Source organism: Glaciecola sp. G7-5, from assembly GCF_055808975.1.
Genome location: NZ_CM147892.1, coordinates 1,629,302 through 1,646,149, shown reverse-complemented (window position 1 = coordinate 1,646,149; position 16,848 = coordinate 1,629,302). Strand labels below are relative to the sequence as shown.

15 protein-coding genes and 1 riboswitch are annotated in these 16,848 nt (G+C 40.9%); of the genes, 4 read left to right on the top strand and 11 right to left on the bottom strand.

What is annotated here, in order from left to right:
- Window positions 1–19 precede the first annotated feature (19 nt).
- From AC0L6H_RS07100 to AC0L6H_RS07090, 3 genes are all read right to left on the bottom strand, one after another.
- A complete protein-coding gene (locus AC0L6H_RS07100) occupies window positions 20–1,309 on the bottom strand; it encodes a TRAP transporter large permease (protein WP_473393428.1) in 1,290 nt (429 codons plus the stop codon).
- Window positions 1,310–1,843 carry a TRAP transporter small permease subunit gene (locus AC0L6H_RS07095; RefSeq protein ID WP_473393427.1) on the bottom strand — a complete coding sequence of 178 codons (534 nt, stop codon included), beginning with the start codon at window positions 1,841–1,843 and terminating at the stop codon, window positions 1,310–1,312. It abuts the gene before it with no gap.
- Window positions 1,844–1,978: 135 nt separating this feature from the next.
- Window positions 1,979–3,022 carry a TRAP transporter substrate-binding protein gene (locus AC0L6H_RS07090; protein ID WP_473394485.1) on the bottom strand — a complete coding sequence of 348 codons (1,044 nt, stop codon included), beginning with the start codon at window positions 3,020–3,022 and terminating at the stop codon, window positions 1,979–1,981.
- A gap of 447 nt (window positions 3,023–3,469) precedes the next feature.
- Here AC0L6H_RS07090 and AC0L6H_RS07085 point away from each other — a divergent pair, with 447 nt between their 5' ends.
- Complete coding sequence (locus tag AC0L6H_RS07085) at window positions 3,470–5,545, top strand: cache domain-containing protein (protein ID WP_473393425.1); 2,076 nt, start codon at window positions 3,470–3,472, stop codon at window positions 5,543–5,545.
- 76 nt (window positions 5,546–5,621) lie between these two features.
- On the opposite strand, the gene AC0L6H_RS07080 is transcribed toward AC0L6H_RS07085, so the two are convergent.
- Window positions 5,622–6,164 (bottom strand): AAA family ATPase, encoded by a 543-nt coding sequence (locus AC0L6H_RS07080; RefSeq protein ID WP_473393424.1) that lies wholly within the window; start codon window positions 6,162–6,164, stop codon window positions 5,622–5,624.
- 3 nt (window positions 6,165–6,167) lie between these two features.
- Window positions 6,168–6,815, bottom strand: a complete 648-nt coding sequence (pnuC, locus tag AC0L6H_RS07075; RefSeq protein WP_473393423.1) for a nicotinamide riboside transporter PnuC — start codon at window positions 6,813–6,815, stop codon at window positions 6,168–6,170.
- Between the two features lie 200 nt (window positions 6,816–7,015).
- Between pnuC and htpX the strand changes: the two genes are divergently transcribed.
- Complete coding sequence (htpX, locus tag AC0L6H_RS07070) at window positions 7,016–7,882, top strand: protease HtpX (protein WP_473393421.1); 867 nt, start codon at window positions 7,016–7,018, stop codon at window positions 7,880–7,882.
- A 72-nt stretch (window positions 7,883–7,954) separates the two neighbouring features.
- A riboswitch (molybdenum cofactor riboswitch) is annotated at window positions 7,955–8,126 on the top strand.
- On the top strand, window positions 8,118–9,089 hold the full coding sequence (moaA, locus tag AC0L6H_RS07065; protein ID WP_473393420.1) for a GTP 3',8-cyclase MoaA: 972 nt from the start codon (window positions 8,118–8,120) through the stop codon (window positions 9,087–9,089). It overlaps the preceding riboswitch by 9 nt.
- Before the next feature lie 26 nt (window positions 9,090–9,115).
- Here the strand turns inward: moaA and AC0L6H_RS07060 are convergent, their stop codons facing one another.
- From AC0L6H_RS07060 to AC0L6H_RS07035, 6 genes are all read right to left on the bottom strand, one after another.
- A complete protein-coding gene (locus AC0L6H_RS07060) occupies window positions 9,116–10,036 on the bottom strand; it encodes an alpha-E domain-containing protein (protein WP_473393419.1) in 921 nt (306 codons plus the stop codon).
- A 2-nt stretch (window positions 10,037–10,038) separates the two neighbouring features.
- The gene (locus tag AC0L6H_RS07055; RefSeq protein ID WP_473393418.1) at window positions 10,039–11,493 is read right to left on the bottom strand and encodes a circularly permuted type 2 ATP-grasp protein; all 1,455 of its coding nucleotides are present in this window, start codon (window positions 11,491–11,493) and stop codon (window positions 10,039–10,041) included.
- Window positions 11,494–11,517: 24 nt separating this feature from the next.
- The gene (locus AC0L6H_RS07050) at window positions 11,518–12,600 is read right to left on the bottom strand and encodes a zinc-binding metallopeptidase family protein (protein ID WP_473393417.1); all 1,083 of its coding nucleotides are present in this window, start codon (window positions 12,598–12,600) and stop codon (window positions 11,518–11,520) included.
- Window positions 12,601–12,867: 267 nt separating this feature from the next.
- Window positions 12,868–13,509, bottom strand: a complete 642-nt coding sequence (locus AC0L6H_RS07045; RefSeq protein WP_473393415.1) for a DUF642 domain-containing protein — start codon at window positions 13,507–13,509, stop codon at window positions 12,868–12,870.
- 306 nt (window positions 13,510–13,815) lie between these two features.
- On the bottom strand, window positions 13,816–14,367 hold the full coding sequence (locus AC0L6H_RS07040) for a protein tyrosine phosphatase family protein (protein ID WP_473393414.1): 552 nt from the start codon (window positions 14,365–14,367) through the stop codon (window positions 13,816–13,818).
- Window positions 14,368–14,439: 72 nt separating this feature from the next.
- Window positions 14,440–15,261 carry a hypothetical protein gene (locus AC0L6H_RS07035; protein ID WP_473393413.1) on the bottom strand — a complete coding sequence of 274 codons (822 nt, stop codon included), beginning with the start codon at window positions 15,259–15,261 and terminating at the stop codon, window positions 14,440–14,442.
- Window positions 15,262–15,493: 232 nt separating this feature from the next.
- Here AC0L6H_RS07035 and AC0L6H_RS07030 point away from each other — a divergent pair, with 232 nt between their 5' ends.
- Entirely contained in the window at window positions 15,494–16,774 is a 1,281-nt protein-coding gene (locus AC0L6H_RS07030) for a multifunctional CCA addition/repair protein (RefSeq protein ID WP_473394484.1), read from the top strand.
- Window positions 16,775–16,848 lie beyond the last annotated feature (74 nt).

The window sequence follows — 16,848 nt, the reverse complement described above, 5'->3', positions numbered from 1 at the left end:
AATCAAATTATCCAGCATTTTAAAAAATAATAAACGTGTCGGGGAAGGCAACAATCAACCCTAATACGATTACTTGTAAGATGATAAATGGAACAACACCTTTATAAATAGTCAGCGTTTTCATTGATTTTGGCGCAACGCCTTTTAAGTAAAATAGGCTAAAGCCAAAGGGCGGCGATAAGAAGGAGGTTTGCAGGTTCATTGAAATGAGTATAGCGAACCATATCAGGTCAATGTCTAGTGCAATCGCGACAGGAGTAATAATTGGCACGACCAAAAATGCAATTTCAATGAAGTCGATAAAGAAACCCAAGATTAAAATGGCAACCATTACCAAAATAATAAACATCCATTTATCGCCTGGTAAGTTCAAAAAGAACTCTTCAACATAGTATTCACTGCCTGAATAACTAAATACCATAGAAAACGCCGTTGCACCGATTAATACCGCAAAGATCATTGATGAGACTTTGACTGATTCTTTTGACACCTGAAAAATAGTCTTAAGCGAAATACCACCATAAAACTGCGCTAGTATCATTGCTCCAACCGCACCGATGGCTGAAGACTCGGTGGGAGTAGCAACACCTGAAAAGATAGACCCAAGTACTGCAATGATAAGCAGTAATGGCGGTACAATATCTTTAAGCGCTTGCTTAACAATTACTGACATATCTTCATCAACCTCAATAGGCGGACAGTAATCGGGACGAGTTTTGCTCAAAAACAAAATATATAGCACGTAAGCGCCAATTAACATTGCGCCAGGTACCACTGCAGCTTTGAATAAATCACCCACCGCAATACCCATCACATCACCCAAAATAATTAAGATTATGGAAGGAGGGATAATTTGACCTAAGGTACCCGAAGCACAAATAACACCCGCTGCGGTAGGCTGGTGGTAATTGTTTTTAAGCATTACCGGCAACGAGATAACCCCCATTGCAACAACTGATGCGCCCACTACGCCTGTAGAAGCCGCTAATAAAGCGCCAACAATAATAGTAGAAATAGCAACACCGCCTGACATGCCGCCAAACAGTTTAGCTGAGGATTCAAGTAAGCGTTCAGCCAGCCCTGTTTTTTGTAGCACTATTCCCATAAAGATAAACATGGGGATAGACATCAGCGTGGTATTTTCCATGATACTCATGATTCTGTATGGCATGAATTCGAATAAATCCATCCCTAAGAAGAAAACGCCAACTAAAACAGATACACCCGCAAACGTGAATGCAACATAGTAGCCACCGAACAATAGTACAAGGGCGACAAAGAATAAGATGATGCCAATGAATTCTTCCATCTACACGCCCTCGTTATGAATGTGGTCTTCGTGGATATTAGGCTGCTTATACCTTAAGGCGTTGTCTAATATGTGATACAAAATACAAATAATTAAGAACAGATTTGAAGCAGGGATAACGGCTCTTATGATCCATCTATGAGGTAAGCCACCTGGATCAGGGCTGCCTTCTCCCATTTGATAGGCATCAAGCGCATATCCGTATCCGTAATACAAAACAATTAAGCTAATGGGCAGCGCGAAAACAATCGCGGCGATGATGTTGACAGTTGCTTGTGTATGCGGCAAAAGCTTTTCAAAAAAGATATCTACGCGAACGTGTGCATCTTCTTTTAATGTATAACCAATTCCAAACATGAACATAGCAGCAAATAAATGCCATTCTAACTCTTGCATACCTATGCTGACATCATTGAATAAATAGCGCATCAATACGTCATAAAATACGTTAGCAACCATAGCTAGCATGCATACAACGGTTAGCCAGCCAACAGCGTCTATGAATTTACCTAAAACTCTATGCAGAAAAACCATAGTAATTGGCCTCTATGAAACTTACTCTTGGAATGAACTAAAAACAGTCAGTAGGCTGCTTGCGTGCGTAGAATATTCCAAGACTAAGTTTGAAAAAAACACGAGAGGCTCAACGTGAGCCCCTCAATTTATTAACTATTTCGAATCGAAATTGTCTAAGTAAGCTCGGTCAGAGAAGTTGGTCCACTGGCGTGCTTTGGCTTTGTAGCTTTCAATTGAATTAAGAATTTTCTTAACTTGAGGGTCTTTAGCAGCAAACTCTTCAAGTAGTTTGTCGTTTTCAGCTTTTATCGCATTCATTACTTCAGGTGGGAATGAACGAATTTTTACGTTTGGATAGTCTTGCTGAATAGTTGCTAGGTTGACTGCACTTTCGTGAGTAGACTGAGTGTACATGTCGTATGCAGCTGTTTTCATCGCATAAGTTAAGATAGCTTGTAAGTCTTCAGGCAATTTATCAAAGGCTTTTTGATTCACCATAAACTGAAGTTCAGTTGCTGGCTCGTGCCAACCTGTGTAGTAGAACGGCGCAATTTTATGAAAACCCATACGTAAATCTAATGAAGGACCAACCCACTCAAGTGCATCAATCGTGTTACGCTCAAGCGCAGTGTATAGCTCCGCCGAAGGAATATTGGTAGGTTTTGCGCCTAATTTAGCAAGTACTTCACCCGCAAAACCCGGGATACGCATTTTGAGACCTTCTAAATCTGCGAGTGTGTTGATTTCTTTTCTAAACCAACCGCCCATCTGGTTGCCCGTATTACCGCCTGGGAATGACATAATGCCATATTTGTCATAGGTTTCTTTCATCAGCTCCATACCACCGCCATGATAGAACCATGCATATTGCTCTGGCGTTGTCATACCAAATGGTAAGGTGGTAAAAAACATTGTTTCAATGTCTTTGCCTTTCCAGTAGTAAGATGCTGAGTGACCCATTTCATATTGCCCAGTACGAACAAAATCAAAAATTCCGAGGGCAGATTTATGCTTGTTAGATGAGTCAATTCTTATTTGCAATCGACCACCTGACATTTCCTCAACCATTCTTGCCATGTTTTTAGTCGCGTCACCAAAAACTGGGAAATTTGGACCCCATGTTTCAGCTAGCTTCCAGCGGTAAATTTTCTCTTTTGCCAATGTAAGTGGGCTAACAACTATACTTGCAACAAGCATAGCGGCAGCGAATGTCTTGAATTTCATTTTACTTTCCTTTTCGACATAGGGTTTATTGTGGCTGCTCTAAAAACAAGGTGAGCAAATGTATGCGATATGAATGTTAAAGAAATGTCATCAAATTGATATTAGGGAAACTGCCTATATGATCTAGGTAGTACTACCTACAACTGACACATAATTTTTGTAAAACTATGTTTTTTAACGGAATTAACAAAACGCCGCAAGAGATGGTATCAATTACTTAAGACTAAGGTGTAAGCCTTGTTTCTATTTTTGTTAATAGTTAGCCTATAACTAAGCAACATATACCCTTATGTAGTTGCACTACTATGGTCTTAATTATCCCGAATCATGTTCTGTTTACATGGTATTTACAAAGTGAAAGTGAGAATATCATTTTATAGCAAGCAATAAGCACCCAAACCTTATGTTTTTTCTTTAAGAATGCAGTTAATAGCGGTTATTCAAGTGGTAGTAACCGCCGTGTTTACTTACATACTTGTGACAGACCAATATCGCGATTTATCTGCCGAAAATTTAGTGTCGCTAGAGTCTTTTTTAATCGAACAAAAGCAAAAAGAGTTAAAAAATTACACAAAAATTGCACGTGCATCTATTAACCACATATACAACAAAGCGAGTCCCTTTGATGAAGAAGCAAAGGAGCAAGTTAAAGATATTTTATCTTCATTAATTTACGAGCAAGGTGACGGTTATTTCTTCGCATATCAAGAAGACGGGATCAATGTTGTGCATCCAACTGAACCTGAACTAGTCGGTCAAGATTTATGGGATTATACAAATTCAGATGGAGATCCCACTATTCAGATACTCATCAAGCATGCGAAAAATGGCGGCGACTTTCACCAGTATTCATGGAATAAACCAACAACAAAAGAGCTCACTCAAAAACTAAGCTATGCAGAATTTCTGCCTGATTGGGGGTGGATGTTTGGCACTGGCGTATACCTCGATAGTGTTGAAACCCAACTTGCAGAAATACAGCAGGCTATCGACAAACAAGTTAACCGGACGCGTTCAATCATTTTACTCGTAGCTCTTGGTTCAATATTCATGATTTTTACCGTTGGGCTTATATTGCACTTCAAGCACAAACGCTTAAGTGATGAGAAAATTAGTCAGCTTGGGCAGAAAATCGTAACCTTACAAGAAGAAGAACAAAGACATATATCGAGGGAGCTGCACGATGGCATTGTGCAAATCTTGGTGTCCATTAAGTATTCACTTGAAGCCACTGGTATAAAACTTACCAAAGACAATATTGAAAAACCGCTTCCTTTACAAAAAGCCGAGACTAATTTAGCAAGCGCAATCAATGAGATACGCAGAATATCACACCATTTGCATCCTAGAATTTTAGATGAATTAGGTTTATCTGAAGCAATAGAGGCATTAGCCAGTGAATTTTCTGATCGCACCGGTATTGTCGTAAATATATACAAACCAGCGCTTAAAAAACTATTGCCCGATACCATCAGCACAACTTTATATAGAGTAATGCAAGAAACATTAGTGAATATCGAAAAGCACTCTCAAGCCACAGAGGTCACTATTAGTATTGAAATAACGTCGAATTGGCTTACTTTAAAAGTGCAAGACAATGGTATAGGTATAGGTGAGATTAAAGGCAAAGACGCTGAACATTTCTTGTCTACGTCGGGGATTGGTTTGCGTAATTTGACTGAACGCGTAGAGTATCATTCAGGGGAGTTTACACTTAGCTCAAGCGCCAAGGGGACGACAGTAATCGCCAAAATTCCAAAACATGTTTTTGCAAATCACTACTACCAAAAAAATCAAGAAAAGATAGAACCAAAGGACTGCTTAATTATGCCACATATAGAAAAAACATCTCCTATCAGAGTCATGCTGGTTGATGACCACCCAATGGTTCAAGACGGTTTAAGTGCATGTTTATCCTATTATGATGACATAGAAGTCGTTGGCGCCATAGATGATGGAGAAGAAGCTTTGGAAAAAGCAAAAGCATGTAATCCCGACGTTATTCTAATGGATATAAGCATGCCTTCGATGAACGGCTTGGACGCCACTGAAATATTGCTAGAAAGTCTACCCGATATAAAAATTCTTATTTTTTCAATGCATGACTCAGTTGAGTTTGTGACCGCCGCAGTGCAGGCAGGGGCATCGGGCTACGTGTTAAAAGATACAGGATCTGAAGAAGTATACATGGCAATCAAATCGGTAGCCAAAGGTAACAAGCATTTTAGTAGTTCGATTGCCCAAGTACTGATTGAACAACCGATTAAAAACCAACAGCGCTTAACCTCCAGAGAACAAATGATTTTAAGTTATATTGCACAAGGCCACTCAAGCAAAGCAATCGCACAATTGTTATCTATTAGCTATCGCACTGTAGAGGCTCATCGACGCAACATAAAATCTAAACTAAAACTAGATTCAATAGCTGAATTAGTCAGGTATGCGGTACAGCAAGGCCTAATTAGCGAGCAACCCAGTAAGGTAGATGAAACTTAATAGTGAGGTCTTATCCATAAAAGTGTGAAGGTCCAAAGCGGCTTATACATTTCGATAAAGGCTCACGTTTTTTTGATTAATAGCTTCTGGCACAACTATATTCAACTTCTAGCACCTGTTTAATCCTCTCAAGGCGCTCTTCTACACTGCCAACAAGACGAGTATAAGCAATACCTCGCCTTTGTAATTCGTTGGTAATAAAAGCCTGAAATTCATGCCGCTTTACATCACCTGAACGTTCCCATGTATCTTCGTAGGGGATCTCGTCTCCACACAAAAAAACGTGGTCGAAGCGTTCTTTGCTTTCATCAGCTAACACTGTTAATTTTGGCAGTGCGCTACCATGATAGTCTTGCGCAAAATGCCAGGTAGTTAATGCATTGGTATCAACAAACAAAAACTCAGTCCCTTGCTTTAGTGCCTCATCTTCTTGCCTAATTTGTTCTTCAGCAATAAATAGCAATTGCTCAGGTGTTAGTAAGCGATTACTTTGATGCTTTTCCCAATATTCACGGCCATACTCAAGCACATAAGGGGCGTCAAAATGTTTCGCCGCGGCTAGCATTACTGTGGTTTTCCCTGTTGAGGGCGCACCCATAAAAACAACTTTTATTGTCAAATTTTACTCATCCTGATTATTTATACGTGCAGAGTTACTGCTTTGTGTTTGTTGCTTGTATTGCTTAAGCCAAGCGTATTGACCGAAGAAACACATAACTAACAAGGTAAAATACAAGGCCGATGTAGGATATAAGCCTTTTTGAAAATAGATAAAAATAGCCACGATATCGACGACTATCCAAAACGACCAGTTTAACAAATGTCTGCGTGACAATAACCATTGTGCAACAAGACTTGTGCAGGTCGTAAATGCATCGGCATAGGCAAAACTAGCCTCGGTGTAGGTGTTCATAATGTAACCAAGAATGCTCGCACTTAATATTGACACGCATACCCACAAGGCTATGTCTTTATAAGTAGTTGCTTGAATAATGAGTTCGGGTTGGCCTTGATTTTGCGTGGCATGACGTCGCCAGTTCCACCAGCCATAAAATTGAAGCCCAATATAAATAATATGTAAGCCAGTATCAGAATAGAGTTTAGCGTTAAAAAATACGTACGAAAATAAGCTAACTTGAATCAGGCCAAAAAACCAACACCATATGCTGCGCTTTATGATCAAGTAGACACAAATAAAGCCCGACACCGAGGCGGTAATTTCAATGGGGCTAGCGCCCATAAAGCCAGCAATAAAGTCTTGTAAGGTCATCTTATCGTGTTTTCTTAGTTAACATCCATCACTTGGCGTGTGCACATTGTCTATTAATTTTTTATAAAATTAACACTAGGCCTGAGTATGGCGCGTTATAATCCTATAGGCAAATGAAGCATGTAAAAAAAGTCATCAAAAATGTGACTTTTTGGTCTATGGTCTTGTCTTATTGTCATTATTGTTTTAAAGGACTCACTATGCTACGAATCATGCTATTTCTGGGAACCAACCTTGCCATAATGGCACTGTTAGGTGTTACCTTTAGTCTTTTTGGTATACAAGGTTTATTAGCGCAAAACGGCGTTGATTTAGATTTGGTATCACTGCTTATTTATGCTCTGGTGATTGGCTTTGCTGGGTCGTTCATTTCGCTGTTTATTTCAAAGTGGATGGCGAAGCGCTCCATGCGTGTTCACGTTATTGAACAACCCAGTAATGCCAAAGAACGCTGGCTTGTGCTAGCGGTAAGTGAACTTGCGCAAAAATCAAAAATTGGGATGCCTGAAGTAGGCATTTTCCAAAGCCATGCACCCAATGCCTTTGCCACCGGCTGGAATAGAAATAACTCACTAGTAGCCGTTAGCACCGGTCTATTAGAAAGCATGAATCAAGACGAAGTTGAGGCAGTTTTAGCCCATGAAGTGGCTCACGTGGCAAATGGCGATATGATCACTATGACTTTATTACAAGGGGTGATGAATACCTTTGTCATCTTTTTGTCTAGAATCATAGGGCACACAGTTGATCGCGTCGTATTTAAAACGAGAGAGGGACATGGGCCAGCATTTTGGATAGTCTCAATTATTGCTGAACTGGTGTTAGGGGTGATCGCCATGACCATTACAATGTGGTTTTCTCGATATAGAGAATTCAGAGCAGATGCAGGTGCTGCCAACTTGGTAGGTAAGCACAAAATGCGCAGCGCCCTCATGCGCTTGCAAAGTCATCAAGCCAGTCCTGATATGCCTGACGAAATGGCCGCCTTCGCGATAAACTCAGGCAAGATTCACAAACTGTTTGCTAGCCACCCGCCGCTAGCTGAGCGCATAAAGGCGCTCGAGTAGCTATTCGAACAGCTATATTTTGCTAAAAAGTTGATTAAATGGGGTAAACTGACATATTCTCTGTGTAAGAGATACCAAACAAGACTCGAAGCTGCTTGGTCTAAAGAGGCGCTACATAACAGTAGCACTCCATGATTAAGCAGCCGCAAACATAGATTTGCCGGGGTAGTATGAGAAATCGACTGCCCTCCCGGAGCCCTATGGCTCACACGCTTTTACTGGAAAGGGTCAATTAATGTTAGAAGATAGCTTTGGCAGGCAGTTTCATTACTTGCGCCTGTCTGTTACAGAAATGTGCAATTTTAAGTGCAACTATTGTCTACCTAATGGCAATGAATGTGATACGTCCAAAGACAATATGACCTTGGATGAAATTGCGACTTTGGTTAGCGCATTTGCGAAGATGGGTACGAGTAAAATCCGTATCACCGGCGGCGAACCTAGCCTGCGCAAAGACTTGGTCGATATTATATCCATTTGTAAAAACACGCCGGGTATAGAGAAAGTAGCACTAACCACCAATGCATTTAGACTCAAAAAAGACATTCACAAATATGCTAACGCCGGCCTCGATGCGTTAAACGTTAGCGCCGATAGCCTCGACCCACGTATGTTTGCCGCAATCACGGGAAAAGACAAGCTTGTTGATATCCTAAAAGGTGTTGATAAAGCAGTAGACGCCGGGGTTAAAAGCATAAAATTCAATTCAGTGATGCTAAAGCAATTTAACTTAAGCACCATGCAACAGTTTCTAGACTATCTGAAAACCCACGCCGTAACATGGCGCTTTATTGAGTTAATGCAAACAGGCGACAACGCTACTTTTTTCGCACAAAACCATGTAAGAGGCGAAGATATAAAGCTTGATTTATTGGCCAAGGGTTGGCAGCGTATCACGCGCGAGAAGCATGCCGGGCCAGCACAAGAGTTTAGCCACCCTGATTACGCTGGGAATTTAGGCTTAATCATGCCTTACAGTAAAGAATTTTGCAGTAGCTGCAATCGCTTGCGGGTATCTAGCTCAGGAAAGTTACACCTATGCCTTTTTTCTGAAGTAGGATTAGATATAAGAGACCCGCTTAGTGCAGGGGATGTTGAAGCAACATGCCAAGTTTTGCGCGAGCATTTAAAGCTAAAAACATCTAGCCATGAATTACACAAAGGTTTTACAGGTGCAACCAAACAGTTGGCCATGCTTGGAGGCTAATCCAAGCATGGCCAACCGTTACTCGCCTAGAAATAAACGTCAAGCATCTTTTTGTCTATTTCTACCAAGCCTAATTGAATATCATCGATAAACTCATGCAATTTTTCTTGTTTAAGAATCGCTGATTTAGCATTCAAAATAAGCTTTTTAACACTCGCCGTTTGTGCCACCACATCTTTGCACTTAGGAAGCTCGCTAACTGAGCGCTCGACTTGCTCTAAAGCGTGAATTAGAGAGCGAGGAAAACGAGGGTCTGTTAATAAGAACGTTAGCACATCTTCGCGATTAATCCGCACTCTCACTTCCCGTCTATACATTTGATAAGCGGTCATGGATTTGAGTACGCCCATCCATTGAATATTATTAAAGGCGGGTAACTCACTATCTACATCTGCAAGCAAAGACGCAGAACGCACGTCTATTATGCGAGTAGACATATCCGCTCGCTCTAAATTACGCCCTATGCGCATGAAGGAGTAACCTTCATCTTGTGTCATCGTACCCGCTAACATGCCCGTTATGGTCTGATTGGCGAGTATTATCTTGTTCAAAAAGGCATAGCGCGAACGCCGCGTAAAAGCGTCAGCTTTGTTTTCTATTGCGTACAAATAAAGCGCATTAATTTGTTCCCATGCTTCGCGCGGAATAATTTCTTTGACGGTGCGGGCATTCTCACGGGCAGCCATAAGTGTTGATACAATCGAACCGGGATTGTCTTTATCAACGACCATGAAATTTATAACACTCTTTTCGTCGGCGTTGTCGTAATTCTCTAAAAAGGTTTCACGAAAAGAGAGAATATCAATTATAGGCTCCCACCCAAGTTTTACACTAGTGGGTAAATCAAGCAATAAGTGTGAGTTAACATTGATTAAGCGTGCAGTATTTTCTGCTCGTTCGAGGTATCTGGCTAACCAGTACAGGTTGTTTGCAACTCTTGATAACATAATTATTGCGCTCCCATATCGACTATCCAGGTGTCTTTACTGCCACCACCTTGAGATGAATTAACCACCATCGAGCCCTTCTCAAGAGCCACACGGGTTAAGCCCCCCATTGTGACTTTTATGTCTTTACTCGACAAAATAAACGGACGTAAATCCAAATGTCTAGGTTCAACTCTTGTGCCCACCATAGTCGGCGCGGTAGACAAGGTTAGCATGGGTTGCGCCACGTAGTTTCGTGGATCGGCTTTAATCAATTTGCGGAATTTTTCGTGCTCTTGTTCGCTCGCGTGAGGTCCTATTAGCATCCCATATCCACCCGATTCATTCGCCGGCTTCACCACCATGTCGGCGATGTTTTCTAACACATATTCGCGCTCGGATTTATTGTTGCATTTATAGGTGGGAACATTGGCAAGAATCGCTTCTTCCTTTAAATAATACTCTATAATTTTCGGGACATAGGCATACACTACTTTGTCATCAGCAACACCAGAACCCGGTGCATTTGCTAGGCCTACATTACCTGCTTTCCACGCCCGAATAAGTCCTGGCACACCTAGCAACGAATCAGGATGAAAGGCTTCGGGATCAATAAACCAGTCATCAATTCGCCGGTAAATCACGTCTACTCGCGATAAACCATTTATGGTTCGCATATAAACACAATCATCGTCTTTAACAACAAGATCGCTACCTTCGACTAATTCAGCGCCCATTTGCTGAGCTAAATAAGCATGTTCAAAATAAGCTGAATTATAAATACCCGGAGTCAATACAACGATTTCAGGCTCTTCTATTTTACGCGGTGACATTTCAGCAAGCATATCGTACAACTGTGAAGGATAGTCATCGACCGGCAAAATGTTGTATTTTTCAAACATTTCAGGGAAGACACGCTTCATTACATGGCGGTTTTCTAACATATAAGAAACGCCCGACGGCACGCGCAAGTTATCTTCTAATACGTATACCGTGCCTTTGTTGTCGCGCACTAAATCAGAGCCGCAAATGTTTGCCCATACGCCATTGGCGGGGCTAAACCCTTTACATTCTTCTAAGAAATTTTTCGATTTTTTGAGCATGCTGGCCGGAAAAACACCATCGGTAATAATGTTCTGATCGTTGTATAAGTCGTCAATAAACATATTTAAGGCTTTTACACGTTGCTTCAGGCCCTTCTCAATTTCGTGCCACTCTTTTGCATCAATTAACCTTGGTACAATATCAAAAGGCCAAGCCCTATCAATGGAGCCTTCTTCTTGGTGGTAGACGCGAAATGTCACCCCCATCGTGTGAATGGCCAAGTCTGATGCTGCCTTCAATTCATTGATTTCTTTGTCTGAAAGCGCGCGTAAATACTCACAAAGGTGCGTTGCATGGTCGCGTGGTTTACCTGCTTTTTCGACAAGTTCATCATGCAAGTTAGTTACTTTATAACTGCCCCATCTTATTGCCATACTGACCTCTCTTGGTGTCGTTATTTAACTTAGATTTTCCATTATAGTTTGATGCACAAAGCGTAATTTTTTTAATGATGTTAAGGAGATGACAAAAGGATAAGCGTCATCCATTCCCATGCTTCTGTTTAATGCGTTTAATACTTGTGTTAGTGAGAACCAACCGTCACACAATTGTGTAAAACTTTTCTCTACGGCTAAACTAGAGTGGTCATCACCCTGAGAATAAGGACTAATTATTTCTTTTTGGGAAATGCTTAGCTCGAAGTCATTGGCTGTTTCTAAAGTATCGACCATATGCAGATAATGCGCCCATGTCTCGGCCCAGTCTTCCCAGGGATGCATCGTCGCATAAGCACTGATCCAAACGTCCTGCCAGTTTTTAGCTGGGCCATTTTCATAATAGTTAGCCATCGCTGCCTGATAATCTAAACGCTCATCGCCAAAGAGTTTTCTAAAATCCTCCAAGCGGTCTGAATTTAATATCAACCTATCCCAATAATAGTGTCCAGACTCATGCCTAAAATGGCCAAGTAAGGTACGGTATTTTTCATTCATTTTTTGACGCATATCAATACGAGCGGTGTCGCTGGCTTCTTCGATATTTAGCGTTATTAGGCCGTTGCTATGCCCTGTGGTAACAAAGTTTTTAACAAACAACTCATTCCCAAAATCATCGGTCGTTTGATTGCGTAAAAAAGCAAAGCCTAGCCCTTGTGCCGGGTCTTCGAGTTTGTTTTTGATAGGCAGATTAAGTTTTATGGCTGAATATAAAAATCGGCGCTTAGCGTGCTCAAGTAAAAACCAAGGCTTAATATTTTCAGGGTCATCTAAATTGGGGATAATCTCGGTCAAGCGACAAGATAGGCACAAATCGTTGTGGTCATCTTCGGCAACCATCCAGTTGCAAATATCATAAATGGTGAAATTTTTGCAATAGCGATATTTTTTACCATTGTGAGATGCCAATAACTTACCGTTGGCATTTTTAGTAAATGCACTAAGCTGCTGAACGTCAGGCAAAAAGCCCACTTTCAGACCGCAATTTACACAGTGTGTGTTTGCAAAATGCAGTGTATTACCACATTGGCAAGAAAAGGTTTTCAATCAAGCACTCCAAAAAATCTACTTTATACACGTCGTCATCACTTGGCGCGTGCTACTAATACAAATGCACGTATGCAAATAAAACTAGTTTAAAGAATAGATACTATTGGTACGCTATACAACAACTATTATGTTCTTAGCTTGTAATATGGGCGAGTTTTTGTTGAAAGTGAGCAGAGCTTTGGTGGAATTCAATCATAACTGAAGAACGTAATTGCTTTACGCAATGCATGATGAGCACATTCATTGCGTAAAACCGTGTATGTTTTATAGCGTTTGGCGTTTACGTAAGTATATAAGTGACAAGATGCTTGCGAATATTAGCGCCAGACCTGCAGGTGCAGAAACATCTACACTTGGTTGATTTGGGCTTAACGCGACAACCACGTCATCTAAGAAATTACCTACTGTTCCGACCGAAGGAATAATTGATGTAAACATAATACTCGATATATCACTACTTGCTACAAAACTAGTTTCAAACATCGACCATTTTTTTACTAAATGATTACGGATAGTTGATGTTTCTACAATATCAGCACCACTTTCAAGTGTATAAGAAAATTGCTCATTGTTACTCGTGCGAGCTGCATAAGCAAAGCTCACATCGTAGCTAGCGCCTTTTGTTGTGGCAAAGCTTTGATAGATTGAAAACTGATTATTGCCGTTGTTGTGAGCGTTTAGTTCAGCATGTTGTTGACCGTCAAACGATGAGAAGTGCTGAAAGTTATTCCATATTTCTATGGTGCTGCCATCCCAACCATTCACTTGGTCAGCGGTAAACCACTTCCACTGATTTTTACAAACATATGCATCTTCAAAGCTACCATTGACGACTAAGTTAGCATTTGCCCCTGATGCGATGGCAAAAACGGATACCGCCATAAGTATCTTTATTAATAATTTCATTACATACCTCTGTAATTGTAAAAAGCTGAATACGACAATTAATAAATCAAGCCAAGGACTCAAATCATATCTATATAAGATAAAGAGCAAGTATTAAGCCAAAAATTAGGACGCTGTTTTGCTTGGGTATTTTCGTTCTGAAAAATAACATTTCAAATGCTGTAAAGTATCTCGACAAGCTCAGGCCAAGGTTAATGTAGAGGTATAAGGGGCTTGTTGGTAGCAGCTATTTAACATAGCGTATGCTTAAAAATACCTAAAATTATGCTTGAAGCATGGGTATTATCGCTTTGTTGCTTGCAGAATTTAGGCGTTATATTTGGCTTTTACTTTGTCGATAAATGCTTGCCATGTATCGTTGGGCGACCAAGTTTCTAGCATGTGTTGTTTGGCAGTTTCTTCGTCTTCGTTTAGTTGCGTGGTTCTATATAAATAAGTGAATACTGCGCCTCGCCAATTTAGTTTACAATGTGTTAGGGTAATCCCGCCATTTGCCTCTGCAGCTTGCATCGCTTGCACATAGGCCTCAAAATTCGCTAAGGTCGGCTTGTCCCAATCAACCCCAATATTATGATAGGCTAAATCAAGTTCTTGCATAAGCTTCATCTCGTCACTTCGATCCCCAGGAATCAAATCAACCACATTACGCACGCCCTTCTCCTTCAATGCTTTAAAATGTATTGGTTTTGGCAAACCTGCACTTAGCATTGTGGGCGTATCTACCCTATAGTTTTTTAAATTTTTCAATCGTTTATCTGACTCATCGATGGTTGATAAAGTGTTTGCCCAAATCAAATTACTGGCAGCACAAAGCAATAGAAATAAAGTAACAAGATGGACCTTAATAGTACATTTCATCGAATGGCGTCCTAAAAACGGAAAAACTAGGAAAGTTTAAATAGCATAATATAATCTTAAGATTTAAGGAAGTTACTCAATTTCTACTTCGTATACTCGCCTAAAAAGCGGGTTTGTCTCAGGTCGCCACCAATCGCCTTTTACACTCACATTTTCAACATTCAACTTGGCTAGGGATTCGAGACTATAGTAAAAACCAAAAAATCTGTAAGCTTGATAAATCGATTCATATTCCCCTAGTTGTCCGTAATAGGGAATATTTTTATCCATAGCAGGATTCACTCTAGAGTAGAGTTCGTTTTCTAGATAAATAATATACTGCAGCCTTTGCTCTGGCCCAAATTCCTCACATTTCCCATAAACGTTTAGTACTTCATTTCTGCCGCATGCTGACTGTGCAGCGGTTTGACCAAGTTTCGCTCGTTTCTTGACGTCGCTGGTAGAAATGATAGCTTCATAGCCTTCCCGCCCAAACGTTTTATTTACAGGGTTATCTTCGTCGTAGGCTTGCTGCATTAAAGAACGGAAATTAGCTTGTTTAGGGCCCCCGTGAAAAATTACCAAGGCGCTAGGATTGAGGATTTTTGTATAGCCAGACAAAAACACATAGTTTGCACATGAAGATATGCAGAAATCGACGATTTCAACAGACATTCTGTGTTGTTGAATGAAATCTCCAAGCGTGATGCCTGCGTATAAATCTCCGCCCGAACTGGTAATAACTAAACGATCGCCAGGCTCGTATAGCGTCATGACCTTTTCAACTTTATCTTGGTCAATAGTACCTACATAGACAATTTCACCATTGCTTGTGCGGCTTACACCATTGACGTCTTTTTCTAGCAAGCTTGAAAACCCATAGGTGAACAGCGCTAAGATAACGATGAAAAACATGAAGTAAATAGCAGTGGCGCTTGAAATAAGGTTATCCTCATTGGCTATGATACGAAAGCTTCACTAGATATCGCCTTCGTTGAGTAATGCATTATTTTGTACTAGCATTTAAGTGATTTAGATTGATGAAATTACGTAAACAAAGCAACAGTTAATTGCTAGAAAACATTTGAGCATAATTATCGAGGAAGCGTACAATCACCTTAACGAAGACAAAAAGGGCATTCATAATTTGACAAGTAAGCCGACAAATCCAAAGCAAACGCTCGAGAATGTTTATCTTGTAGGTGGTGCTGTGCGTGACCAGTTACTAGGCTTAACTATTCACGATAGAGACTACGTGGTGGTAGGTGCGTCAGTTGCAGATATGAAATCCCTCGGCTATACGCCCGTTGGTAAAGACTTCCCGGTTTTTTTACATCCAAAAACTAAAGACGAATACGCCTTAGCTCGGACCGAGCGAAAAATTGGCTCAGGTTATACAGGCTTTAGTATAGATGCCAGTGAAAATGTCACACTGGAAGAAGATTTAGCCCGGCGCGACTTAAGTATTAATGCGATGGCCCTTAGTAACAATGGCGACATTATTGACCCATTCAATGGCCAAGCAGATCTAGAAAACAAAATATTGCGCCACACTACATCGGCATTTAGCGAAGACCCGGTGAGAGTCCTTCGCCTTGCTCGTTTTTTAGCCCGCTACGGTAAACAATGGCGTATACACGAGAGCACCAAAGCCTTAGTCACGCAAATGCTTAAGGCGGGCGAATTAGCGCATTTGGTGCCCGAGCGCGTATTTAAAGAAACAGAAAAAGCACTAAGCGAGCGAGAACCGCAATTGTACTTTGAAGCGCTCAACGACATGGGCGTATTATCTGCCCTCTTTCCTGAATTATCAGACATGATAGACATTCCACAGCCCCCGGAACATCATCCGGAAGGTAACGTTTTTATACACACCATGTTAGTACTAAACAGGGCTGCTGAATTAAACTACGACTTAGAAACGCGTTTTGCAGCGCTTACCCACGACTTTGGTAAAGCTATTTGTTATCAACAACGAGGCAATTTGCATGGGCACGAAGAAGCGGGCGTGCCCATTATCGAAAGCTTTTGTGAGCGATTGAAAGTGCCCAACAAGCTGCGCGACCTAGCCAAACTTACCAGTGACAACCATCTGCGTTGTCATCGTATTTTTGAGTTAAAACCGAAAAGTTTACAAAAATTAATTATTGAGAAATTTAACGCTATAAAGCAGCCTGAACGTTTCACTCAATTTTTAAATGCCTGCAAATGTGATGCTCAAGGTCGCGGCCCTACCCTTATCAATAAACCGTATCCACAAATTGAGTTTGCGCTATATTTGTTGGCGCAATTACAAAAGCTCGATACGAAAGAAGTCGTCAAACAAGCTATTGAACAAGGAAAACATGGACCGAGTTTAGGTGAGGCTGTACGTATAGCGCAAATTGATTGTATCCGAGCGGCAGTGGCAACGTTTAACAAAGTGTAGGCAGTCTTCTATTTTACTGCTACATGAAGCCTATGAACGTCATCACTCCGCTTTTTGCGCTAATATGGACGCCA

What these genes read in the sequence shown, in the direction of transcription:
- AC0L6H_RS07100 (WP_473393428.1), bottom strand. Translation starts at nt 1,309, where the DNA reads ATGGAAGAATTCATTGGCATCATCTTATTCTTTGTCGCCCTTGTACTA.
- AC0L6H_RS07095 (WP_473393427.1), bottom strand. Translation starts at nt 1,843, where the DNA reads ATGGTTTTTCTGCATAGAGTTTTAGGTAAATTCATAGACGCTGTTGGC.
- AC0L6H_RS07090 (WP_473394485.1), bottom strand. Translation starts at nt 3,022, where the DNA reads ATGCTTGTTGCAAGTATAGTTGTTAGCCCACTTACATTGGCAAAAGAG.
- AC0L6H_RS07085 (WP_473393425.1), top strand. Translation starts at nt 3,470, where the DNA reads ATGCAGTTAATAGCGGTTATTCAAGTGGTAGTAACCGCCGTGTTTACT.
- pnuC (WP_473393423.1), bottom strand. Translation starts at nt 6,815, where the DNA reads ATGACCTTACAAGACTTTATTGCTGGCTTTATGGGCGCTAGCCCCATT.
- htpX (WP_473393421.1), top strand. Translation starts at nt 7,016, where the DNA reads ATGCTACGAATCATGCTATTTCTGGGAACCAACCTTGCCATAATGGCA.
- moaA (WP_473393420.1), top strand. Translation starts at nt 8,118, where the DNA reads ATGTTAGAAGATAGCTTTGGCAGGCAGTTTCATTACTTGCGCCTGTCT.
- AC0L6H_RS07060 (WP_473393419.1), bottom strand. Translation starts at nt 10,036, where the DNA reads ATGTTATCAAGAGTTGCAAACAACCTGTACTGGTTAGCCAGATACCTC.
- AC0L6H_RS07055 (WP_473393418.1), bottom strand. Translation starts at nt 11,493, where the DNA reads ATGGCAATAAGATGGGGCAGTTATAAAGTAACTAACTTGCATGATGAA.
- AC0L6H_RS07045 (WP_473393415.1), bottom strand. Translation starts at nt 13,509, where the DNA reads ATGAAATTATTAATAAAGATACTTATGGCGGTATCCGTTTTTGCCATC.
- AC0L6H_RS07040 (WP_473393414.1), bottom strand. Translation starts at nt 14,367, where the DNA reads ATGAAATGTACTATTAAGGTCCATCTTGTTACTTTATTTCTATTGCTT.
- AC0L6H_RS07035 (WP_473393413.1), bottom strand. Translation starts at nt 15,261, where the DNA reads ATGTTTTTCATCGTTATCTTAGCGCTGTTCACCTATGGGTTTTCAAGC.